At 32.1% G+C, this 24079-nt stretch carries 24 protein-coding genes and 1 other RNA gene; 16 read left to right on the top strand and 9 right to left on the bottom strand.

The features are described 5' to 3' along the window. Nucleotides 1-90: 90 nt before the first annotated feature. From TD29_RS08445 to TD29_RS08415, 7 genes are all read left to right on the top strand, one after another. Nucleotides 91-684 (top strand): sigma-70 family RNA polymerase sigma factor, encoded by a 594-nt coding sequence (locus TD29_RS08445; protein ID WP_052467029.1) that lies wholly within the window; start codon nucleotides 91-93, stop codon nucleotides 682-684. A 112-nt stretch (nucleotides 685-796) separates the two neighbouring features. Continuing rightward, nucleotides 797-1042 carry a thioredoxin family protein gene (locus TD29_RS08440; protein WP_040280031.1) on the top strand — a complete coding sequence of 82 codons (246 nt, stop codon included), beginning with the start codon at nucleotides 797-799 and terminating at the stop codon, nucleotides 1040-1042. Continuing rightward, on the top strand, nucleotides 1043-2017 hold the full coding sequence (locus TD29_RS08435; RefSeq protein WP_040280030.1) for a permease: 975 nt from the start codon (nucleotides 1043-1045) through the stop codon (nucleotides 2015-2017). Between the two features lie 3 nt (nucleotides 2018-2020). Continuing rightward, nucleotides 2021-2383 carry a hypothetical protein gene (locus TD29_RS08430; protein ID WP_040280029.1) on the top strand — a complete coding sequence of 121 codons (363 nt, stop codon included), beginning with the start codon at nucleotides 2021-2023 and terminating at the stop codon, nucleotides 2381-2383. Nucleotides 2384-2394: 11 nt separating this feature from the next. Next, nucleotides 2395-2730 carry a heavy-metal-associated domain-containing protein gene (locus TD29_RS08425; protein ID WP_040280028.1) on the top strand — a complete coding sequence of 112 codons (336 nt, stop codon included), beginning with the start codon at nucleotides 2395-2397 and terminating at the stop codon, nucleotides 2728-2730. Between the two features lie 4 nt (nucleotides 2731-2734). Then, nucleotides 2735-3805 carry an ArsO family NAD(P)H-dependent flavin-containing monooxygenase gene (locus tag TD29_RS08420; protein WP_262501113.1) on the top strand — a complete coding sequence of 357 codons (1071 nt, stop codon included), beginning with the start codon at nucleotides 2735-2737 and terminating at the stop codon, nucleotides 3803-3805. 280 nt (nucleotides 3806-4085) lie between these two features. Continuing rightward, a complete protein-coding gene (locus TD29_RS08415) occupies nucleotides 4086-4997 on the top strand; it encodes an NAD(P)/FAD-dependent oxidoreductase (RefSeq protein WP_040280026.1) in 912 nt (303 codons plus the stop codon). Between the two features lie 102 nt (nucleotides 4998-5099). Here TD29_RS08415 and TD29_RS08410 read toward each other — a convergent pair whose 3' ends face one another. The 3 genes from TD29_RS08410 to TD29_RS08400 all read right to left on the bottom strand — a co-directional run bounded on the left by TD29_RS08410 (nucleotide 5100) and on the right by TD29_RS08400 (nucleotide 8604). After that, complete coding sequence (locus tag TD29_RS08410; protein ID WP_040280025.1) at nucleotides 5100-5573, bottom strand: ankyrin repeat domain-containing protein; 474 nt, start codon at nucleotides 5571-5573, stop codon at nucleotides 5100-5102. A gap of 71 nt (nucleotides 5574-5644) precedes the next feature. Continuing rightward, the gene (gene katG / locus TD29_RS08405) at nucleotides 5645-7870 is read right to left on the bottom strand and encodes a catalase/peroxidase HPI (RefSeq protein ID WP_084203421.1); all 2226 of its coding nucleotides are present in this window, start codon (nucleotides 7868-7870) and stop codon (nucleotides 5645-5647) included. A gap of 209 nt (nucleotides 7871-8079) precedes the next feature. Beyond that, nucleotides 8080-8604 (bottom strand): fasciclin domain-containing protein, encoded by a 525-nt coding sequence (locus TD29_RS08400; RefSeq protein WP_040280145.1) that lies wholly within the window; start codon nucleotides 8602-8604, stop codon nucleotides 8080-8082. A gap of 418 nt (nucleotides 8605-9022) precedes the next feature. Here TD29_RS08400 and TD29_RS08395 point away from each other — a divergent pair, with 418 nt between their 5' ends. Continuing rightward, entirely contained in the window at nucleotides 9023-9259 is a 237-nt protein-coding gene (locus TD29_RS08395) for a putative signal transducing protein (protein WP_040280024.1), read from the top strand. A gap of 50 nt (nucleotides 9260-9309) precedes the next feature. On the opposite strand, the gene TD29_RS08390 is transcribed toward TD29_RS08395, so the two are convergent. Continuing rightward, nucleotides 9310-10935, bottom strand: a complete 1626-nt coding sequence (locus TD29_RS08390; RefSeq protein WP_040280023.1) for an ABC-F family ATP-binding cassette domain-containing protein — start codon at nucleotides 10933-10935, stop codon at nucleotides 9310-9312. Between the two features lie 258 nt (nucleotides 10936-11193). On the opposite strand from TD29_RS08390, the gene TD29_RS08385 reads away from it, so the two are divergent. After that, the gene (locus TD29_RS08385) at nucleotides 11194-12597 is read left to right on the top strand and encodes a TlpA family protein disulfide reductase (RefSeq protein ID WP_152611488.1); all 1404 of its coding nucleotides are present in this window, start codon (nucleotides 11194-11196) and stop codon (nucleotides 12595-12597) included. Between the two features lie 183 nt (nucleotides 12598-12780). On the opposite strand, the gene fsa is transcribed toward TD29_RS08385, so the two are convergent. The 4 genes from fsa to ffs all read right to left on the bottom strand — a co-directional run bounded on the left by fsa (nucleotide 12781) and on the right by ffs (nucleotide 15075). Further along, nucleotides 12781-13434: a fructose-6-phosphate aldolase gene (fsa, locus tag TD29_RS08380; RefSeq protein WP_040280021.1), complete on the bottom strand. Its 654-nt coding sequence runs from the start codon at nucleotides 13432-13434 to the stop codon at nucleotides 12781-12783. 90 nt (nucleotides 13435-13524) lie between these two features. Beyond that, a complete protein-coding gene (locus TD29_RS08375) occupies nucleotides 13525-13950 on the bottom strand; it encodes a hypothetical protein (RefSeq protein ID WP_040280020.1) in 426 nt (141 codons plus the stop codon). Nucleotides 13951-13997: 47 nt separating this feature from the next. Next, entirely contained in the window at nucleotides 13998-14801 is an 804-nt protein-coding gene (locus TD29_RS08370) for an SDR family oxidoreductase (protein ID WP_040280019.1), read from the bottom strand. A gap of 175 nt (nucleotides 14802-14976) precedes the next feature. Continuing rightward, nucleotides 14977-15075, bottom strand: an RNA gene (gene ffs, locus TD29_RS18195) — signal recognition particle sRNA small type. 98 nt (nucleotides 15076-15173) lie between these two features. On the opposite strand from ffs, the gene TD29_RS08365 reads away from it, so the two are divergent. The 7 genes from TD29_RS08365 to TD29_RS08335 all read left to right on the top strand — a co-directional run bounded on the left by TD29_RS08365 (nucleotide 15174) and on the right by TD29_RS08335 (nucleotide 22110). Then, complete coding sequence (locus TD29_RS08365; RefSeq protein WP_040280018.1) at nucleotides 15174-16205, top strand: glutaminyl-peptide cyclotransferase; 1032 nt, start codon at nucleotides 15174-15176, stop codon at nucleotides 16203-16205. An 83-nt stretch (nucleotides 16206-16288) separates the two neighbouring features. Further along, entirely contained in the window at nucleotides 16289-17035 is a 747-nt protein-coding gene (locus TD29_RS08360) for a carboxypeptidase-like regulatory domain-containing protein (RefSeq protein WP_040280017.1), read from the top strand. A 2-nt stretch (nucleotides 17036-17037) separates the two neighbouring features. Next, on the top strand, nucleotides 17038-18117 hold the full coding sequence (locus TD29_RS08355; protein ID WP_040280016.1) for a carboxypeptidase-like regulatory domain-containing protein: 1080 nt from the start codon (nucleotides 17038-17040) through the stop codon (nucleotides 18115-18117). A 39-nt stretch (nucleotides 18118-18156) separates the two neighbouring features. Continuing rightward, nucleotides 18157-18543 (top strand): acyl-CoA thioesterase, encoded by a 387-nt coding sequence (locus TD29_RS08350; protein ID WP_040280015.1) that lies wholly within the window; start codon nucleotides 18157-18159, stop codon nucleotides 18541-18543. A 97-nt stretch (nucleotides 18544-18640) separates the two neighbouring features. Then, complete coding sequence (locus tag TD29_RS08345; RefSeq protein ID WP_161792611.1) at nucleotides 18641-19378, top strand: carboxypeptidase-like regulatory domain-containing protein; 738 nt, start codon at nucleotides 18641-18643, stop codon at nucleotides 19376-19378. A gap of 119 nt (nucleotides 19379-19497) precedes the next feature. Continuing rightward, nucleotides 19498-21060, top strand: a complete 1563-nt coding sequence (locus tag TD29_RS08340) for a hypothetical protein (RefSeq protein ID WP_040280013.1) — start codon at nucleotides 19498-19500, stop codon at nucleotides 21058-21060. A gap of 120 nt (nucleotides 21061-21180) precedes the next feature. Continuing rightward, on the top strand, nucleotides 21181-22110 hold the full coding sequence (locus tag TD29_RS08335) for an alpha/beta hydrolase (RefSeq protein ID WP_161792610.1): 930 nt from the start codon (nucleotides 21181-21183) through the stop codon (nucleotides 22108-22110). A 640-nt stretch (nucleotides 22111-22750) separates the two neighbouring features. Here TD29_RS08335 and glyA read toward each other — a convergent pair. Next, a complete protein-coding gene (gene glyA / locus TD29_RS08330) occupies nucleotides 22751-24022 on the bottom strand; it encodes a serine hydroxymethyltransferase (RefSeq protein ID WP_040280011.1) in 1272 nt (423 codons plus the stop codon). Nucleotides 24023-24079: the final 57 nt, after the last annotated feature.

Below are 24079 nucleotides of genomic sequence, written 5' to 3'. Positions count from 1 at the left end.
ATTGGCAAATGCTTAAATTTCTTTTACTATCTTAGATTTATCAATTAATTTAACTTTTAAATTAGCACTTCCGTACTTTAATAAAAACCAATGAAAAAAGAATGCTGTAACATTAATGAAGTCGTTCAAGAGTTTTATAACTACTTAAAATCTTATATTTTAAGTAAAGTTAACAATGTTACAGTTGCAGAAGACATTGTGCAAGAAGTGATGATAAAACTAATTGAATCTCATCAGAAAAATAAAGAGATTAACAATATAAAAGCTTGGCTTTTTCAAGTGAGCAGAAATACCATTTATGATTATTATAAAAAACATAATATGGAATATAATTTAGATAATGAATGGCATCTTGAAGCGGAAGTAGACAGTGATCTTTCAAAAATATTAGTGTCAGATTATGTTATTCCGGCCATTAAACTATTACCAGAAAAATACGCCACACCTTTAATGCTCAGTGATATTGATAAAATCTCTCAAAAGGACATAGCAAAACAATTACATTTAGAATTATCGGCCACTAAAATGCGTATTCAACGTGCACGAACAAAATTAAGAGCCTTGTTTGTAGAATGTTGCCATCTTGAATACGATAAACAAGGTAATTTTATAGACTGTACTATAAAAACATCTTGCGAACCACTTCAAAACATTGCAAAAGAACTTAAAACTAAAACACTCTAAATTAGCGTTTTAAAATACAAATGCATTTTTTTTTAAAAATAATGTAAAAAACTTGTGTCTTTTTGTGACCTATTTCAGACTTCATATAAACGTTTAATTAAAAACACAAATTATGAAAACTGAAATTAAAATTTTACACTCTTCGTGTTGTGCCAAAGGTTCTCCAATTAAAGCACAATTAGAAAAAATTGCACAGGAAAACGAGCTTTTCGTTACTATAGAAGAACTTTCTGAATTACAAGACACTATGGTTTATGGCACCATGTCTTTTCCTTCCATAGTTGTTAACGGAAAAGTTTACGACTTTAAATCTTTTAAGTCTGATGCAGATTTGATTACTGCACTAAAAACAGTTTAGATGGAAAAATTAACAGAATTACTCTCTAATTTCTCAGGCTATATTGTTTATGAAATTCTAGGCTTAGAACAATCTGGACTCTTGGCTTCTGCCCTACATTATTTTATTACAACATTTATACTAATTTCAATATTAGTTGTTGTGGTAACATATGTAATGGGTATTGTTACAAGCTATTTGCCCATGGATAAAATACGCCTGTATTTGGAGCGCCATAAAAAATCTGGATTAGGAAATATTTTAGCCTCATTATTAGGTGCTGTAACACCATTTTGTTCTTGCTCTTCCATTCCTTTGTTTGTAGGTATGATGCAAGCGAGAATCCCATTAAGTATTGCTTTATCATTTCTAATAACATCACCATTAGTTAACGAAATAGCAATTGTATTATTTTGGGTATCCTACGGTTGGAAAGTGACACTCATCTATATTTTATCTGGTATTATTTTAGGGATAATTGGTGGAATTATTTTAGATAAAATGGGAATGTCTGAGCATGTCGCTGAATGGTTAAAAGAAATAAAACCTGCTACAAATAATACAATAGCAAACCAAAAATCCTTAATGCAACGTTTTCCTGCAATTAATAATGAAGCCAAAAATACATTAAGAAAACTAGTGCCCTATATTTTTATTGGGATAGGAATTGGAGCTTTTATTCATGGTTACGTACCACAATCTTTTTTTGAAACTTACATTTCAGAATCTAATCCTTTTGCCGTACCAATTGCTGTAATAATGGGAATTCCGTTATATATAGATGCTGTTGGAGTATTACCTGTAGTAGAAACACTTGTTGACAAAGGTGTACCACTTGGTACTGCCATTGCTTTTATGATGGGATCTATTGGTTTATCCTTACCAGAAGCACTCTTACTAAAAAAAGTTATGCAGAAAAAACTCATTATAGCATTCTTTTCGGTGATAGGTATCGGAATGATTATTTCGGGATACATTTTTAACTTAATATTTTAAATCATGAAATCAATTATATCTTCCATTAGTGCCATTTTGTTAGCATTAATAGCATGTACATGTTGCATTGGTCCGTTAATGGCTCTTGCAGGTATGTTAGGTGCTAGCGTATCGCAATTGGTATGGGTAGCAACAATAAAACCTTATTTAATAGCCTTTAGTTTAATAACTATTAGCTACAACCTTTATCGTGCTTACTATCCTAAAAAGCAAGAACAATGCTGTGCCGTTGAAGACCAAAACGTCATTAAAAATTTAGATAAAAAACAAAGAAAAGCGCTAGCATTCTTAAACTCAAAACCCTTTTTATGGAGTATTGCTATACTAACAATTCTCATCTTAATTTTTCCTTATTTAATCAACTAAAAACATAAAAAATGAACATTTTAAAATCAAAATCCTTAATTTTATTTAGCAGTTTACTTTTAACAACTTGTGTTGGAATTAGCCAAACAAAGACAGATTCTGAAGTCAAAACAGAAACCAATCAAAACAAAACGATTAAGAAAACGTATCAATTAAAAAGATTTAAGCAATCGTGTTGCACAGGCATTGTAGAATTTTCACTAAAAAAAGTAAAAGGTTACATAAGTTCTAAAGCAAATGTAAAAAACCAACAATTAACAGTTTGGTTTGACTCCTCTAAAACCACAGAGAAACAAATAAAAGAAGCCATTAATAAAACACCTTATAAAATAGAAAAAACACTCTAGTTTTATACTAAAAAACTATGCAATGGATATGAAAACGTATGATGTAATTATAATTGGTGGTGGACAAGCAGGATTGTCTGTTGCATATTTTTTAAAACGAACTCATTTAAAATATCTCATTTTAGATAATCAAACACAGCCTGGAGGTTCTTGGTTAAAAACTTGGGATAGTTTAAAATTATTTTCACCATCTGCTTATAGTTCATTATCCGGTTGGGCCATGCCAAAAAGTAAAACTGAATATCCAACCAAAACAGAGTTTATAAACTACCTTAAAGCTTATGAAAATCGATATAATTTTCCTATTCAAAGAGAAACAGAAGTCATAACTATTAAAAAAGAAACCGAGTATTTTAAAATAGAAACCTCACAAGGTATTATCTATTCAAAAGCAGTTGTAAGCGCAACAGGAACGGCGAAACATCCTTTTATACCGTCATATCCCAACAGCAAATTATTTACAGGAGAACAAATCCACTCTGCTCATTATAGCAACTCAAATCATTTAAAAGATAAAAAAGTTTTGATTGTTGGAGGTGGAAATTCTGGTGCGCAAATTTTGGCAGAAGTATCAAAGCATGCTCAAACGAAATGGGTAACATTAAATGACCCTCAATTTTTGCCAGATGATATTGATGGTCGTTATTTATTTGAAGACGCAAACAATAGGTTTTTTGATAAATCAAATACTAACAATAAACCAAAAATATCATTATCTAGTATCGTTATGATACAAAGTGTAAAAGAAGCAAGAGAAAGAAACGTTTTACATGCAGTTAGACCATTTAAATCATTTTATAATGAAGGCGTTATTTGGCAAAACGATGTAAAAGAAAAGTTTGATACTGTAATTTGGTGCACTGGTTTCAAGGCGAACTTAAATCATTTAAAATCACTTCATGTTATTGAAGATCATAAAATAAAAACCGACTATACGCGATCTATTTTAGAACCTAATTTATGGCTTGTTGGCTATGGTAATTGGACTGGTTTTGCATCGGCAACTATCTATGGCGTTGGTAAAACAGCAAGGCAAACAGCTAAGGAAATAAAGGAAATGTTTCTGAAAAACTAAAAGCACAGCTTTCAAAAAAGCACTATAGTTTTCTAACTCTAGAGCACATCTGATTTTTTTTTCCATGTCATTAAAATGCAGTGTGGCTAAGTAAGTCATTTTTATAAAGACATTCATTTTTAAAATTACTAACGCAACTTAGTTGCATTAATAAATATTTATTTACATTTGTAACATAAATGGATATGAAAAAAAAAAGAGTTTATTATATAGAGTGCATCAGCAGTAACAGCTGCAGCGCTACCTTTTTTCATCATCTGCAATCACAACATATAATGCTATGAAAGACAAAAAAGAATTTGACGTTATAATAATTGGAGGTAGTTATTCGGGTTTATCTGCAGCAATGACGTTAGGACGATCACTTAGAAACGTACTCATTATAGATGCCGAAAAACCTTGTAATCGAAACACACCACACTCACAGAACTTTATGACACAAGATGGCGAAAAACCTCACGTAATTGCAGAAAAAGCAAGAGCTCAAGTTTTAAAATATGATACTGTTAAACTTGTTAAGGGTTTTGTCACCGAAGCCAAAACAACCAATCTCGGATTTAGTGTAAACACAGAATCTGGAACTGCCTATGAAGCCAAAAAACTGATTATAGCCACAGGAATTAAAGATATTTTACCAAATATTAAAGGCTTTAAAGACACTTGGTCAAAATCTGTTATACATTGTCCGTATTGTCATGGCTATGAGTTTAGACATAAAAAAACGGCTATATTATCTAATGGAGACAAAGCTTATCATATGACACAATTGGTGCACAATTTAACCAAGGCTTTATCTGTAATTACGCAAGGAGATGCTAATTTTTCCGAAGTACAAATAAAAAAATTACAAGCGCATGAGATTTCGATAATAGAGAAAGATATTACAGAAATAGTTCATGACAATGGCACAGTAAAACAAGTGATTTATAACGACGGAAGTACAGAACATTTTGATGCCATTTATGTACAATTACCTTTTGAGCAGCACACCAATATTCCACAAAACTTAGGTTGCGAAATGACAGAAACAGGTTATATACAAGTAGATGAGATGCAACAAACAACGGTTTCTGGCATATATGCTTGTGGAGATAATGCAACTAGGTTTAGATCGGTAGCCAATGCTGTGTGTTCTGGTAATGTTGCTGGATCTGCGTTAAACATGGCATTATCGCATGACGATTTTAACTAAAATAGTTCCGTTTAGAATATAAAAAAACCTCAGACGCTCCTGAGGTTTTTTAAAATCATATGTTCTATTCACTTCGGAAATATCCACTTAAAAAAGATGGTATCACTTTAAAAGACCAGCAATCTCGATACATCCTTTTTCCGAAGCATAAGTTAAAGCCGTTTTCCCAGAATTATCTTCGATAGATTTATCAGCATCATGCTCCAACAATAGTTTTACAATGTCTATTTTATTGTATTGTGTTGCAAATATTAAGGCAGTCGTTCCGTCTTTATTTACAGCATTTACGTTTGCATCATGAGCCAACAATGTTGTAGTTAATGACAAATTCCCTTTAAAACTTACACCAATTAAAGCTGTATTACCAGATCCATCTTTGGCATTGATATCTGCATTATTCTCAATAAGAATGCGTGTCGCTTCTTCATTATCAAAGTAAGTGGCTAAAATTAATGGTGTAAAACCTCGTGCATCTTTTTGATTAACTAAATTAGGATTAATACTTATCAACGCTTTTAATCGATCTTTATCTCCTACTCTTATAGCTTCAAAAAAAACATCTGTATCTTTTTTCATTTTTAAAAAATTTTAAAATAAAAAGGAATGTCCATAGGGCCATTCCTTTCCATATCAATGTCTATTATTTTTTATATATCAAAACGATTTGCGTTCATCACTTTTGTCCAAGCAGCAACAAAATCTGTTACAAACTTTTCTTTACTGTCATCTTGCGCATATAATTCTGAATACGCACGTAAAACAGAGTTAGATCCAAATACTAAATCTACACGAGTGGCTGTAAATTTAACGTCGCCTGTTTGACGATTTTTAATTTGGTAAGTACCATTATCTAGTGATTTCCATTCGTAAATCATATCTGTAAGATTTACAAAGAAATCGTTAGTAAGCGCACCTTCGTTATTAGTAAACACACCATGTTTTGTACCTCCATAATTGGTTCCCATAACACGCATACCACCTACTAAAACTGTCATTTCGCCTGCTGTTAAGCCCAATAATTGTGTTTTATCTAGTATCATTTCTTCGGGACTTACAACATATTCTTTTTTCTGAAAGTTTCTATAACCATCGGCAAGTGGCTCCATTGATTCAAAAGATTCAATATCTGTCATCTCTTGTGTAGCATCTCCTCTACCTGGTACAAAAGGAACACTCATGTTCATTCCTGCATTTTTTATGGCTTTTTCTACACCAACATTTCCAGCTAATACTATTGTATCTGCAACGCTTATTCCAAATTGTAAAGCAATTGGTTCTAAAATAGATAACACCTTTTGTAGTTGAGCAGGCTCGTTAGCTTCCCACGTATTTTGTGGTTTTAAACGAATTCGTGCACCATTAGATCCGCCTCTATAATCTGATCCTCTATAAGTTCTTGCACTATCCCAAGCGGTAGATACTAATTCTGAAATTGTTAAATCTGTACTTGCTATTCTAGCTTTAACAGCGTCCACATCATAATCATTATTTCCTTTTGGAATAGGATCTTGCCAAATTAAATCTTCTTGTGGTACATCTGGACCAAACCAACGCTCTTTAGGTCCCATATCACGATGCGTTAATTTAAACCAAGCACGCGCAAATGTGTCTGAGAAATAATCAAAATCATTCATAAATTTTAATGAAATCTCTCTATAAATAGGATCCATTTTCATGGCCATATCTGCATCTGTCATCATTGGATTATGCTTTGTTGTTAAATCTTCAACATCTACAGGCTTATCCTCTTCTTTAATACTTACAGGCTCCCATTGATCGGCTCCTGCAGGACTTTTTCTAGATTCCCACTCATGGTTAAATAACATTTCGAAAAAACCATTATCCCATTTTGTTGGGTGTGTAGTCCAAGCGCCTTCTAAACCACTAGTAACTGTATATCTACCTTTACCAGATTTTGTTGGGTTGGACCAACCTAATCCTTGTTGGTCTACTCCTGCACTTTCAGGATCTGGACCCAAAATACTTGCATCTCCATTTCCATGTGTTTTACCAACGGTATGTCCACCAGCCGTTAAAGCAACCGTTTCTTCATCATTCATTGCCATACGCTTAAAGGTTTCGCGTACTTGCTGTGCTGTTTTTAAAGGATCTTGTTTACCATTTACACCTTCTGGATTGACATAGATTAATCCCATTTGCACGGCAGCTAACGGATTTTCCATAGTATCAGGGTGATCTACATTTGCGTAACGCTCATCGCTTGGTGCTAACCATTCTTTTTCTGCTCCCCAATATACATCCTTTTCTGGATGCCAAATATCTTGACGACCAAATGCAAAACCATAAGTTTTTAATCCCATACTCTCATAAGCGATTGTACCAGCTAAGATGATTAAATCGGCCCAACTTACTTTATTACCATATTTCTTTTTGATTGGCCATAGTAAACGTCTCGCCTTGTCTAAGCTTACATTATCTGGCCAAGAGTTTAATGGTGCAAAACGTTGGTTGCCTGTTCCTCCACCACCACGTCCATCAGCCAATCTGTAAGTTCCTGCTGCGTGCCATGCCATTCTAATCATTAATCCTCCATAATGTCCCCAATCTGCAGGCCACCAATCTTGAGAATCGGTCATAAACTCATGTAAATCTTTTTTAAGGGCATCTACATCTAATTTTTTTAATTCTTCCTGATAATCAAAATCTGCACCTAAAGGATTCGTTTTTGAATCTTGCTGATGTAAAATATCGAGATTTAATGTGTTTGGCCACCAATCGGTTACCGTCTTTTCTGTAGTTGTAATAGCGCCTTGCATAAAAGGACATTGACTGATATCTGAACCACCATGATGACTTGTTTCTTGGTTTTCGGCATGTATTGGATCTGCTGAATCTTTAGCTGAGTTTTCCATATTATAGATTTTATGATTTATACTTTAATTCGGAATAAAATTAGATTTATTTCCTTTAAAATTAAGATTAAAAAAATTGATTGTTCTTATTTAATGATAAATAAAAGCTATAACGAAATAAAAAGCTATAATTAAAAATTATAATAAATAAAAAAACCACTTCATTTACGAAGTGGTCTATTTAATAAAGTTTTACTTACATATAGTTATTAAGATTTAGGTAATAATACTGTATCAACGACATGAATAACACCATTAGATTGATTAACATCTGCAATAGTAACTTTTGCCGAGTTTCCTTTTTGATCAGAAATATAGACATCTTCACCTTTTACCCATGCCGTGATCATGCCTCCACTTATGGTTTTAATTTCAGCTTTTCCATTTCCTTTTTCAATCAGTATTAAAATATCTTCGGCATTCCATTTTCCTTCCACTACGTGATAGGTTAAAACAGTTTGTAATGATTTCTTGTTCTCTGGTTTTAATAATGTTTCAACCGTTCCTGCTGGTAATACATCAAAAGCTTTATTTGTAGGTGCAAATACTGTAAATGGACCTTCACTAGATAAAGTTTCTACTAAATCTGCAGATTTGACTGCTGTCACTAAAGTGGTATGATCTTTAGAGTTGACTGCATTTTCTACAATATTACGTGTTGGAAACATTTTTGCGCCTCCTACTACAACAGGTTTCGCATTGGCTTGCATTGTACTGTTAGTTTTCATGGACATTTTATCTTTTTTGTCCATTTTATTTGCCATTTCTTTTTTCTCCATTTTAGTTTCTTGCGCAGTTGCGTTTTGACCGACTACCATAAAACCTGCTACTAATGCGATACTTAATACTTTTGATACTACGTTTGATGTTTTCATGTTTTTTTATTTAAGTTATAATTAATTGTTGTTTTGCTATAGATACGCACATAACGAAATTACGGTTTTGTGACATCTAGAATTTAACAGACAATTAACCAAATATTATGATTTAACACTTTTTTTCATAAAAAAATAAAGACTTCATAAACTTTAAATCATTTTAACAAATAATAACCACCTCATAGACGTTAATTTTGTATTAAATGTGATATATTTTTTGTAACTTAATGTACCTATTTACGACCTACAATTTATAAATCTAAATTCTTTTATTATGTCAAATACATCATATACAAAAATATTCTCAGGAAGTTTCATTATTATTCAATTGGCTTTAGACAGACTTAACAGCGCAGGCATTAATGCTGTGGTTAAAGATGAATCTGAATCTGGCAGACTTGCAGGTTTTGGAGCCTCAATACAAGGTTACCAAGAACTTTATGTCCATGACGACGAATTATCTCAAGCCGAACGAATTATTTCTAGTATTAAAGAAGAACTAGAAACTTAAACAGGCTTGGAGTTTTAGAATTTCCGAAGTAAAAAAAATGATATAATTATTTATGCTGTGACGGCATACATTTTATCTCGCATTTCTTTAATTTTCTTATCACTCATGTATTCATCAAAAGTCATGTAGCGATCAATAACTCCACTTGGTGTTAACTCGATTACACGATTTGCAACGGTTTGCGCAAATTCATGATCATGGGTTGTAAATAAGACTGTGCCTTTGAAATTTTTAAGTGAATTGTTAAACGCTGTAATACTTTCTAAATCTAAGTGATTTGTAGGTTCGTCTAGCATTAAAACATTGGCTCTTACCATCATCATACGGCTTAACATGCAACGTACTTTTTCTCCTCCAGAGAGTACGTTTGAGGTTTTTAAAGCTTCTTCTCCACTAAAGATCATTTTACCAAGAAATCCGCGAATATGAACTTCTTCACGCTCTTCTTCGGTAGTTGCCCATTGACGTAACCAATCTACAAGGGTTAGATTATTATCAAAATACTCACTGTTATCTAATGGTAAATAAGATTGAGTTGTAGTTACTCCCCAAGAAAATGTACCAGCATCTTGTTGCTCTTTACCATTTATAATTTGGTAGAAGGCAGTGGTTGCTCTAGAGTCTTTAGAAAAGAACACTACTTTTTCTCCTTTATTAAGGTTGATATCGATATTACTAAATAAAACATCTCCTTCTAAGGATTTTGAAAGGCCTTCTATATTTAAAATTTGATCACCAGCTTCACGCTCACGCTCAAAAATAATTGCAGGATAACGACGACTAGAACGTCTAATCTCTGCTATATTTAATTTATCGATCATTTTTTTTCTACTTGTTGCTTGCTTAGACTTTGCAACGTTGGCAGAGAAACGTCTAATAAATTCTTCTAATTCTTTTTTCTTCTCTTCGGCTTTTTTGTTTTGTTGAGCATGTTGTCTCGCTGCTAATTGCGAAGACTCATACCAAAATGTATAGTTTCCTGAGAAGTGATTGATTTTACCAAAATCAATATCTGAAATATGTGTACACACGGCATCTAAAAAGTGTCTATCGTGAGAGACCACAATCACACAATTGTCATAATTGGCTAAAAAGTTTTCTAACCAAGAAATAGTTTCATAATCTAAATCGTTGGTAGGCTCATCCATGATTAAAAGGTCTGGATTACCAAAAAGCGCTTGTGCTAATAACACACGTACTTTTTGTTTACCATCTAAATCTTTCATTAATGTGTAATGGTGCTCTTCTTTAATACCAAGATTAGATAGCATTGCTGCAGCATCACTATCTGCATTCCAACCATTCATTTCTTCAAACTGCACTTGAAGTTCACCTATTTTTTCGGCATTTTCATCAGTATAATCAGCGTAGAGTGCATCAATTTCTGATTTTAACTTAAATAACGGTTTGTTACCCATTATGATGGTTTCTAAAACGGTGTGCTCATCATATAAATTATGATTTTGCTCTAAAACCGACATACGTTTACCAGGTTCTAAATGCACATGTCCAGAAGTTGGATCTTGCTTACCTGCAATAATATTTAGAAAGGTTGATTTCCCTGCTCCATTTGCACCAATGATTCCATAAATATTTCCATTATTAAATGAGGTATTTACTTCATCAAAAAGAACTCTTTTTCCAAATTGCACCGAAAGATTTGATACTGATAACATACTGTTTTTGTTTAAGTTACAACTTTTTGCGTTTTAAAATTTCCGAAGACATTTATATGCTCAAAGTTTCAGGTTGCAAAAGTAGAGAATTCTAACGATTGTATGAAACTAAAACGGCTAATTTTTTAAAGCTATGATGCCTTAAACATTAGTAAAATCAACATTTAACAACGTATTAACAAGAGTTGGACCTTGCAATCTTTATTTTTGTTATCAATATAATACCTACGATTTTAATTATCTATGAGACTAATATTATTGAGCATATTAACATGTTTATTATTTATAGGTTGTGATTCAAAAACCGAAATTGGTGATACGGCCTATTTTGGTGGAGAAATTGTGAACCCAAACAATAATTATGTTACTATTTATAATAATGAAAGTGAGCGTGATACGATTTTGCTCGATAATCGAAATAGATTTATTTACAAAATAGATGATTTAAAAGCAGGTTTATATCATTTTACACATGGTGGTGAATATCAAACGCTCCTTATTGAACCTAATGATAGTATACTAATACGTTTAAATACTAATGATTTTGATGAATCATTGGTTTATACTGGACCTGGTTCTAAAAAAAACAATTACTTTATTAAAGCATTTTTAAATGATGAAGTTGCTAATAAAGAATTCTCTAAACTTCAACACTTAGAACCTGAGGTTTTTGAAAAGCATATTTATTCTGCTAAACAACAAAAATTAGACTATTTAGATCGTTTTGTTGCTGAGCAAGAATTCTCTCTTTTGTTTAAAAAAATTGCTGAAGCAAGTATAAATTACAACTACTACACGCATAAAGAAAAGTATCCTTTTGGGTACTTCGGAAATAATAAATTAATACATTATAAAGATCTTCCTGAAGAATTTTACGATTATAGAGAAAATGTTGATTTTAATGATGTCTCATTAAGTGGTGTGTATTCTTATAATAAATTTATGGATTGGTATTTTCACAATACTGCTTTAAATAAATACTACCATGATGGGAATCATCATAAGTTTAATAGGCAAGCATTAGATTACAACTTAGAAAAATTACGATTAATAGATAGTGTGATTGATAACGTTACTATTAAGGATTACGTGCTTAAACATGCTACAAAAGTATTTGTTTACAATAGTTCGAGTGCCGAGCAATCACAAAGTATGCTAGACTCTTATTTAGAAAAAAGTTCTAATGAGATTGACAAAACTTATATCAATAACTTAGCAAAATCGATAATCAATCTATATCCAGGAAACCCATTACCTAATATTGATATTTTAGATTTTAATAGTAATGTAATAAATCTTAAGGACGTTATTAAAGCGCCTACTGCGATTTACTGCTGGTCATCAAATTTTAAATATAGCTATAGAAACAATCATTATATGATGAAAAATTTAAAGGTTAAATATCCTGATATGGATTTTATAGCCATTAACATTAATGATATGAATACTTATGCTTGGAAAAAAACATTAAACATTTTAAAGTATCCTACTGAAAACGAATACATGTTTAAAAACCCTAATGAAGCTATACAAAAATTTGCCATTGCCAATTCTCAAAAGGTATTAATTGTAGATAAAAATGGGTATATTGTTGAGTCAAATACCGATTTGTTTAGCCATCATATCGATCATCTAATTAAAACGGCTATAGCTTCAAAATAGGCAGACACTTCTAAATACTGTTGGTTAGTTTCAGTTTAAATGCTAATATCCTTTGTACTCATTTTTAAGTATAGAAGTCACATACATTTTTAAAGCATTAAAATTTAATTAGCAATACTTTTAAACAAAAAGCGCTTGAATTCAAGCGCTTTTTGTTTATAATTAAATCTAAATATTTTTGATTTAGTTTCCTTTTTTATAATCGGCTAAAAACTTCTCTAAACCTATATCTGTTAAAGGATGTTTTAATAAGCCAACAATAGAACTTAATGGTCCTGTCATAACATCTGCACCAAGTTTTGCACAGTCAATTACATGCATGGTGTGACGAACTGAAGCAGCAAGAATTTCAGTTTCAAAACCGTAGTTATCATAGATCATTCTAATCTCTGCGATAAGGTTTAAACCATCTGTAGAAATATCATCTAAACGACCAATAAATGGAGACACGTACGTTGCTCCTGCTTTAGCTGCTAATAAAGCTTGACCTGGTGAGAATACTAATGTTACATTTGTTTTAATGCCTTTATCTGTAAAATATTTACATGCTTTGATACCATCTTTAATCATTGGTAATTTTACTACGATTTGAGGATGTAAATCTGCAAGTAATTCACCTTCTCTCACCATACCTTCAAAATCTGTAGCAATAACTTCTGCAGAAACGTCTCCATCTACAATATTACAGATGTTTACATAATGTTTCATAATATTATCATGACCTGTAATACCTTCTTTTGCCATTAATGAAGGGTTGGTAGTTACACCATCTAAAATACCAAGATCTTGAGCTTCTTTAATTTGTTCAAGGTTGGCTGTATCAATAAAAAATTTCATGTGTAGTTGTGTTTAATTTATAAGGACGAATTTACGATTTTATGGCGCTTTCCGAAGCACATATTATTAAATAATATTAACAAAACATAACTACTGATAATTAACAGTAATTGTATACTCTTTAGAAGTAGTTGTAGAACACATATTGTCTTGATGTTCTCCAGAATATTCATCATAACTATAAGGAGCTTCTACTTCTAAATATATTGTAAAATTAAAAGTTCCAGCCATTTGAGTAACACCTTCAATTGAAACTGTTCTATAATCAAAATAGACATGCAATCCTTCTGGTAACTCTCCATTAAAATCAAAATAATACCCATAATCGTCATCTCGAGGCTCATTTGAGATTTCTGCGTCAAATGAGTCTTGATAATAAGTATTGACGAGACCTTCTTGAAACGTTTTATCTGGTAATTCTGGACTACGTGCTAGAATCACACATTCTAGAACATCATCGCAACTTATAAATATAAAAACGCTAAAAATTAAAAGTAGAGGTAATACACGTTTCATGTTGTTAGATTATTGTAATAATTATTCACAAAAAACATACCAAGTAATTACAGCTTATAATGATTCAATAGCATCTTCTCATACACTTTATCTGGCAAGATTCTCTTTAAAACAACTGAGAATTTCTGCATAAATGCACCAACCTTGTAATGTATTCTAGGATTTGGTGTATTAATGATTTTATAAATCATATTAGACACCATAATTGGGTCATCACCACTATCAACATCTTCATCTATAGCTTTTAAAACTTTACCATAAGTTGTTTCATAAGGAGACCCTTTTACTACAGGTGCATGATAGCGTCCTGCAGCAATATTAGTTGCAAAATCTCCAGGAGCCACATTAGTCATATGAATATTAAAATCTTTAATTTCCATCCTAAAAGCTTCAGTAATTAACTCTAATGCACCTTTACTGGCGCTGTAAATTCCGCGATATGGTAATCCCATATACCCAGCAATTGAAGTGATGTTAATAATTAATCCCGATTTTTGTTGACGCATTTGAGGCAAAACCGCTTTAATCACATTAATTGGTCCAAAAAGGTTGGTTTCAAAATTACGTTTGATTTCTTCGTTTGGGATATCTTCTATAGGACCAGTAATTCCTGCTCCTGCGTTGTTAATGACCACATCAATTCGTCCAGCATCTTTGGCAACAGTTTCTATTGCTTTTTCTACAGAAAACACGTCTGCCACATCTAAAGCAACTAATTTGATTTTAGAATCTGGATAGCGTTCTGGCGATCTACTTGTACCATAAACTGTAAATCCTTTTTGTGATAAAAATTCACCTATAGATTTACCTATTCCTGACGATCCTCCTGTGATTAAAACAACTTTAGACATTTAAAACGGGTTTTAGCGATTAGCAATTAGCCTATGACGCTTACTTAAAGGTGTAAAATTACTAATGAATTTTACAAGTTTGATAAAAATGAAAAAAGATTTGCCAGTTTTAACTAACAAATCTCTTCTATTTATAATAATCAGTCTTAAAAAAGACGTCAACATTGAGCACAAAAAAAGGCAAGCTACCTACATCACACCGCTACGACCATTTACCTTTGCTTCGTTCCCGACCTGGAGGATTCAACAGGAGCTGGTTGTGTAGGACTTGCCGAGTGCAAAGATACAATCTTTTAAAACTATAATCCAAAAATATATTTGATTTTTTAAACTGAATTTTATTAAATAACTTGCACACAAATCTCTATAAAAATGCAATCAATTAAAGCGTTCGTAATCACCATTTTAAGCATCACTATTATTTCCTGCGGAAATTCTAATACTCAAAAATCTAGCCTTTCAATAACAACAGATGCTAAAAACAATGTTGTATCGCTTGGTGAAACGTTGAAACTTTCTATAAAAAACCCTAAAGGCGTTGAAATTTCTTCAGTTAATTATACATTAAATGGAGCGACAGTTAGTGAGACTTTTAAATTAGATGATGCACTTTTAGGAGTGCAAACGGTAACAGCAATAGTTAACACAGGAGATGTTTCCGAAGAAATAAAAACAAACATTACCATTTTAAATAACCAATCACCAAAAGTGTATGGTTATAAAATCATTAATGAATATCCTCATGATATCACGTCTTACACTCAAGGTTTAGAATTTTATGAGGGCGTTTTATATGAAAGCACAGGTCAATACGGCGAATCTAAATTAAGAAAAGTAGATTATAAAACAGGAGAAGTACTTCAAAATAAAGCCATAGATAATCAATATTTTGGTGAAGGTTTAACCATTATGAATGATCACATTTACCAGCTTACTTGGCAAGAAAACATGGGCTTTGTATATGATGTAAATACATTTGAAAAAACAAGTAGCTTTACCTACGGAAAAAGTAAAGAAGGCTGGGGAATTTGTAATGATGGTACAAACATTTATAAAAGTGATGGAACAGAGCAAATTTGGTTGCTAAACCCTGAAACTCTAGTTGAAGATTCTAAACTTCAAGTCTATACCAACAAAGGGAAAATTGTTGGCATTAACGAATTAGAATACGTTAATGGAAAAATTTATGCTAATCGTTATCAAAAAAATGGTGTCGCTATTATTAACCCTAAAAATGGTGCCATTGAAGGGGTTATCGATTTTTCACCACTACATAATTTAGTAACGCAACATGCAGGTCTAGATGTTCTAAACGGTATCGCTTACAATCCTGAAACTAAAACACTTTTTGTTACTGGTAAACGTTGGGACAAATTATTTGAGGTAGAGGTTTTTGAGAAATAGATAATTAATTGGTTCACTCGCTCAAACGTACCGTTCACTCATTCTTACTTTTAAAACATCGATTTCTTTTGGTTCTTTGAATCATGAGAACAACACTAAACATCAACATTCCAACACCTTGTCATGAAGATTGGAGTAAAATGACACTACAACAACAAGGTCGTCATTGTTCATCTTGCGAAAAAACAGTTTATGATTTCACTTCAAAAACCGATGAACATATTATCAAAACATATCAAGCTCAAAATAATCTTTGTGGTAGATTTAAAACAACTCAATTAGATAGAGAACTCGTTTTAAGTCGAAAAGAAAAAAACAATTACCTCTCATACGTTGCCTCAACCTTTTTTGCTTTTTTAAGCTTTGGCTCTATAGATGCACAAGCTCAAGAACCACCTAAGATTGAAGCTGTAAACGCTACTCATAATCCAACGATAAAAGGAAAAATCGCTGTTTCAGTGTTACATAAAATTATTTCTGGCACAGTAACAGATAGTCAAAATGATTTGCCCATGCATGGCGTTACTATTGTCATTAAAGGAACTAAGAAAGGGACTCAAACTGATGTTAATGGTCATTATAAACTTGCAGTAAAAAAAGGTGACATATTAGTATTCTCATATTTAGGTTATGATAAAAAAGAAGTTAAAGTATCTCATTCAAACCTGTATAATATCGCGTTTGAATCTTCAGATATTTCAATTATGGGAGAAGTTATTCTACATGATCCCAAAATAGAAGACACACACAGCAAAAATGAAAGCAAAAAGCGTTCTACAACAGGACAACTACTCTATGATATGAGTAACATTTTTCGAAGAAAACAGTAATCATGAGAACCAGCCTAAACATAAACATCCCAAACCCGTGTCATGAAGATTGGAGTAAAATGACACTACAACAACAAGGTCGTCATTGTTCATCTTGCGAAAAAACAGTCTATGATTTCACTTCAAAAACCGACGAACAAATTGTTAAAACATTTTTAGACAAAGGTAAAATCTGCGGTCGTTTTAAATCTACACAGCTCAACAGAGAACTTGTTTTAAGCCGAAAAGAGAAAAACAACTATTTGAGTTATGTAGCCTCCACCCTTTTCGCTTTTTTTAGTTTTGGAACGCAAGATGTGAAAGCGCAAGGTAAATCTAGAATTGTAAAGGTAAATTCCCTAAAAAACCAAATGGTTAATGGTAAAATGGGGACTTCAATTTTAAATAGTAAAACTATTCATGGCACTATTTATAATTCTCATCAATTTCCGATACCTAATGTAAATGTAATGGTTAAAGGAAGCTATAATTCTACACGTACAAATATTGCTGGAAATTTCAAATTAAAAGGAAAATTAGGTGACGTCCTAATTATTGAAGCCAAGGGTTTTAAAACTACAGAAGTCACTATTACAGATTTTGGAAACCATCAAATTTATATAAAAACAAATCATCTCGAATCTGATAACAAGGCAGTAAAAACAGATACAATATCCACTCTTATAGCATCAATAAAAGGAAATATCGTTTCTAAAACTGATGGTTTACCATTACCTGGAGTTAAGATTACTAATTTACAATCAAAAGTTATTACTCAATCAGATTTTGATGGCAACTTCTCTATTGAAGCTGAAACAGGAAATAAATTAAAATTTGAATTTGTTGGTGTAAAACCTAAGAAAGTTAAGATAAATGATAAACGGTTTTATAAAATAAAAATGACAGAAGATCTGTCAGAACTTACAACAATTGTTGCTTCTGGATATCCAAGTTACATCATTAGTAATTATGACAAGAATAAAACAGAGAAAAACAAAGCAAGAAAAGTAAAACGCCAAAACATTAAAAATCGTGAACTCGATCGTACCACTGTTGGAAACTTTCTATATAACATCACTAATATTTTCCGAAGAAAAGAATAATACATACTTTTAAATTTTAATTCAAGAAATTTAAAAAAAATGCAAACCTACGAGCAAGAACTTACTGTTACTAAAGATCATTTAGACCATTTAAATCATGTCAACAATATAGAATATGTACGTTGGGTTCAAGATATTGCTGCGGCTCATTGGGAATTTAAAACTTCAGAAACTACACATAAATCCTATTATTGGGTTTTACTTAGTCATCACATACAATATAAAGCCGAAGCCTTTTTAGATGATCAATTAGTATTAAAAACCTATGCTGTAAAATCTGGCGCTTTACGATCTATAAGAACTGTTGATATCTACAATAAAAAAACCAATAAACTTCTTGCCACTTCAGAAACCAAATGGTGTTTTATGTCTTATAACACCAATAAACCGACACGTATTCCTGATGATGTCATGCAACTTTTTTAGTTAAGAGAACATTAATATAGTTGTTAAACTCTCTTAACGTGTCATTATTTTCTTCGGAAATGTCTTAGATTTAGACATACAACCAACAATTAAACTATTGAAATCTCTAAAACTTCTCGTTGTTTTGCTCGTTCCCTTAGTAACGCAAGCACAAATTATAAAAGGCGTTGTATATGACAGTGAATCTGCTGTAAAAGGTGCTAAAATTATAAACAGAACACAAAACATTTTAACCTATACTAATGATAAAGGCACATTTCAAATAGAAGCTAAAGTCAATGATGTTTTAGTGATTAACTCTTATTTTCATGAGCAACAATTTATAAGCCTATCACAGTCTCATTTTGAAGATGACATCGTTATAGAACTTAAAAAAATTACTAACGAGTTAGATGAAGTTGAAGTCACAAAAATTAAAGAAAAAATGCTAGACACCTTGTCTTTGGCATCAAACACAGCAAAACAAGGACAAATAGCCTATAAAAAACGAACCTTTGAAAGTGGAGACAACTTACAACCAACCTTAGACCTAATTGCGGTTGCCAAATTAATAGGCAACCTCTTTAAAAATAAAAACAAAGCACCAGATGTGGTTTATATCATGCCTGAAGATTTAATCACATTTTTTGAAACAAACACCTATTTTAATCAAAAATATTTGATGTCACAATTAGAAATCCCAAAACCATATCAGCAATTATTTTTCGATTATCTAAGCGCTCAAAACTTAAATATCAAACTTCTTAAAAAAGAAAATGAATTTGAGTTAGTTGACGTCCTTCTCACACATAGTAACGACTTCAAAAAAATTCTCAAAGAGCACACCAAAAACTAGATTAAAAATATTTTACTCGTAACCATAATAAATGTGAACTCCAAAAGTTATATTTGTGTATCTAAGAGTGCCTAAGGCACATTTAGTAGTTCACTCACGCGCAAAAAGTGGTTATAAATATGACGAAAAAAATTATATACTTTGTATTAACTATTGGCATTTTAATGTCTTGGAGCTCTTGCCGAAAAGATTTTGATTTTGAACCAAGTTCAGGAAATCTTGGGTTTTCTAAAGATACCATTTACTTAGACACTATTTTTTCAAATATCGGCTCAAGCACCTATAATTTAAAAGTGTATAATCGAAGTGATGATGATATTTCTATTCCTACTGTACGTTTAAGCCAAGGCGAAAGTTCAAATTATAGATTAAATGTTGACGGCCTTCCTGGTAAAGAATTTGAAAATGTAGAACTTTTAGCCAATGATAGTTTATTCATATTTGTTGAAACCACAGCAGATATCCAAACACTTGCACTTAATAGTTTAGAGTTTTTATATACAGATGCAATTGAGTTTGATAGTGGTAATCAACTACAAAAAGTAGAATTGGTTACCCTCATAAAAGATGCCGTATTTATTTATCCAAATCGAGATAACACTACAGGTATTGTAGAAACATTAACCTTTGATGTTGATGGTGATGGCACAGATGACGAAACGACATTACAAGGCCGTTTTCTTGAAGATGATGAACTTACCTTTACCAACGAAAAACCTTATGTCATTTATGGTTATGCAGCCGTAGATCAAGGCGATGTATTAACCGTTGAGGCTGGAGCGCGTGTTCATTTTCATGCCAATTCTGGTCTATTAGTAACTAATAATGCCTCGTTAAAAGTTAATGGAGCGCTAAGTACAGATCAAGAAACCTTAGAGAACGAAGTCATTTTTGAAGGCGATCGTTTAGAGCCTCTTTTTGAAGATATTCCAGGACAATGGGGAACTATTTGGTTGTACAATGGTAGTATTGATAATGACATTGATTACGCAACGATTAAAAATGGAACTGTTGGTATTTTAAGCGAAGGTAATTTTAATGCTACACAAGACAAATTAACCATCACCAACTCTCAAATTTATAATTCTAGTAACTTCGGAATATTAGGTCGAGCTACTTCAATCACTGCAGAAAATGTGGTAATTAATGCAAGCGGGCAATCTTCATTTGCTGGAACTCTTGGCGGAAAATACAATTTCACGCATTGTACCATTGCAAATTATTGGAATAACAGTTTTAGACAATTTCCAGCCGTGTTTTTAAATAACTATGTAACAGATGAAAACAATCTAGATCAAGGCATTGACTTAATAGAAGCTAATTTTAATAACTGTATTATCTTCGGAAATGATAATCCTGAAATTGGTTTTGATAATATTACATCACATGATTTTAATTTTAAATTCACAAATTGTTTGATCCGTTTTCAGGATACTAGTGGTAATTTTTCTAGTGACGACAATTACCTAATAAGTAATACTGAATTATATGACGATTGCGTTTTTAATAGCAATCCAGATTTTGAATCACCTTTTGAAAACAAGTTGAGAATTGGAGCAGACTCTGCAGCAAATGGAGAAGCTAGTGATGTTTTTATTATAGCTTCAGATATTTTAGGAGCAACAAGAACATCTCCTGCAGATTTAGGAGCTTACAAGAGCACCATTTTTGTTGAAGATTGATTTTGATTTTAAAATTTCAAAACAACGCATAATACGTTATTGCGTAGGTTTGAAGTATTGAGGAGCCTCGATTTCAATAGAATGATTGTTCCGGTAAAAAAAGCCTTAAAATTATATCGTATGACTAAGAAAAAAAGACTGAAATTTTTCAAACACTTTCTATTCATCATATTAATTTCAGGTTTACTTTTTATCCATTTCTTCGTGCCTAGACTAATAACAGAAATACGAAACCCAGTTGTTGGATTAATTAAACGAAATCATAACGTAAGCTATAAAATAAACGCAGACCCTTTTTCTAAAATAAAAAGAAAGGTAATAACCGTTAACTCATTTGATGGATTTAAATTATCTTCTCGAATAACATATACAAATTTTGAAGAACCAAAAGGCACTATTATTTTATTACACGGTATTCGTTCTAATAAAAATCACTTCATAGAACTTAGCGAGTTACTTTCTAAAAATGGGTTTAATTCTGTTGCGTTAGACTCTAGAGCTCATGGTGAAAGCGAAGGTGATTTTTGCTCTTTTGGTGTTAATGAAAAAAAAGATATACAATCATTAATAAGTTATTTAATAGCTACTGAAAATTTAGATCACTTTGGTGTTTGGGGACAATCATTAGGAGGTGCTATTGGATTACAAGCAATGGGTTATGATGATCGTATAAAATATGGCATTATCGAAAGTGCGTTTTCAGATATCACTATGACTGTAAATGATTATTTTCAATTATATACTGGTTTTAGTGTTAAACCTTTTTCAAACTATCTTATTAAACGAGCTGGTGCTATTGCTCAATTTGATATAAATGACGCTAAACCATTGAAGTATTGCGCAACTATAAACCAACCAATTTTGTTGGTTCATGGCAATGAAGATGAACGCATTAGTTTTAAATATGCTCAAGATAACTTTGATAAAATTTCTAGTTCTCAAAAGGAGTTATTAGAAATTGATACAGCAAAGCATGCTGATGTTTGGAATGTTGGTGGAGACGACTATTTTAATAAGGCGCTAGAGTTTTTGAATACAAATTCAAAGTAAATTTAAAAGCGAGCTGTCATTCCGAAGTAGTGAGGAATCTCCATTTTACATACATATGAGATTTTAAATCATGTTCAGAATAACGATACACACTTAATGTTTTAGTTTTTAATCTTAACTAAAATCGCGCATTCTATCGTGTTTTTATGATGTAACGTTTCCGAAGAAAAATTAAGCAATTTATTATTTTAACGTATTGAGGAATTTCAAACAAATTCAATGTAAATTTAAAAGCGGTACATCAATTTAATTGAAAAGCGAGCTGTCATTCCGAAGTAGTGAGGAATCTCCATTTTACATACATATGAGATTTTAAATCAAGTTCAGAATAACGATACACGCTTAATGTTTTAGTTTTTAATCTTAACTAAAATCGCGCATTCTATCGTGTTTTTATGATGTAACGTTTCCGAAGAAAAATTAAGCAATTTATTATTTTAACGTATTGAGGAATTTCAAACAAATTCAATGTAAATTTAAAAGCGGTACATCAATTTAATTGAAAAGCGAGCTGTCATTCCGAAGTAGTGAGGAATCTCCATTTTACATACATATGAGATTTTAAATCAAGTTCAAAATGACAACAAAAAAAGACCTTTCAGGTTTGAAAGGTCTTTTATATTTTAAAAGATGTATCTCATTAAGCAAATAAAGGCTTACCGCTCATCATCTCATTTACTTGATTTGCAATCGTTTCTAACTTAGCATCATCGTCATGGTTAGAGATTGTTTGGTCAATAAACTCAACAATAGTTTCCATATCTGTTTCTTTTAAACCTCTTGTTGTAATAGCAGCTGTACCAACTCTAATTCCAGAAGTTACAAACGGACTTTTATCATCAAATGGCACCATGTTTTTATTCACCGTAATATCAGCTTTACCCAAAGCTTCTTCTGCAGCTTTACCAGTAATATCTTTGTTTCTTAAGTCAATAAGCATCATGTGATTATCTGTTCCTCCAGAAATAATATGGTAACCTCTATCTACAAGTGCCTTAGCCATTGCTGCTGCATTAGCTTTAACTTGTAGCATGTAATGCATGAAATCATCTGTTAACGCTTCTCCAAAGGCAATTGCTTTTGCTGCGATAATGTGTTCTAATGGTCCACCTTGATTTCCTGGAAAGACAGCCGAATTAAATAACGATGACATTTTTTTCAGGTTTCCGTTTTTTAATTTTAATCCAAATGGGTTATCAAAATCTTCTCCCATTAAAATCAATCCGCCTCTTGGTCCACGTAATGTTTTATGCGTTGTTGTTGTAACCACGTGACAATGCGGAATTGGGTCATTTAAAATCCCTTTAGCAATTAATCCAGAAGGATGAGAAATATCGGCCAACAATAAAGCGCCAACACTATCTGCAATAGCACGAAAACGCTTAAAATCAATATCGCGAGAATAAGCAGATGCTCCAGCTATAATCATTTGAGGCTTTTCACGTGTGGCAATGTCTTGTATTTTATCATAATCTAAAACACCAGTTTCTTCTTCTACGCCATAAAATGTTGGCTTGTATAATTTACCAGAGAAATTCACAGAAGAACCGTGTGTTAAATGTCCACCGTGAGATAAATCAAATCCTAATATTTTATCGCCAGGATTTAAGCATGCAGCAAAAACAGCAGTATTTGCCTGACTTCCTGAGTGTGGTTGCACATTAGCGTATACTGCGCCAAATAAGGTTTTTGCTCTATCAATAGCCAATTGCTCAACCTCATCAACGATTTCACAACCACCATAATAACGTTTACCTGGATACCCTTCGGCATATTTATTTGTTAATACAGAGCCTGCAGCTTCCATAACTTGGTCACTTACAAAGTTTTCTGAAGCAATAAGTTCTAAACCGTTTATTTGTCTGTTTTTTTCAGCTTCAATAAGCTCAAAAATCTGTGAATCGCGTTGCATATATAAAGATTAAATTAAATTTTATCAAAAATAAGAATCATCTCATTAAAAGGATTC

This window comes from Psychroserpens damuponensis (genome assembly GCF_000826655.1).
Classification (GTDB): Bacteria; Bacteroidota; Bacteroidia; order Flavobacteriales; family Flavobacteriaceae; genus Psychroserpens; species Psychroserpens damuponensis.
Note: the sequence above shows the minus strand (reverse complement) of the source record. Positions and strands in the feature narration are given on the sequence as shown.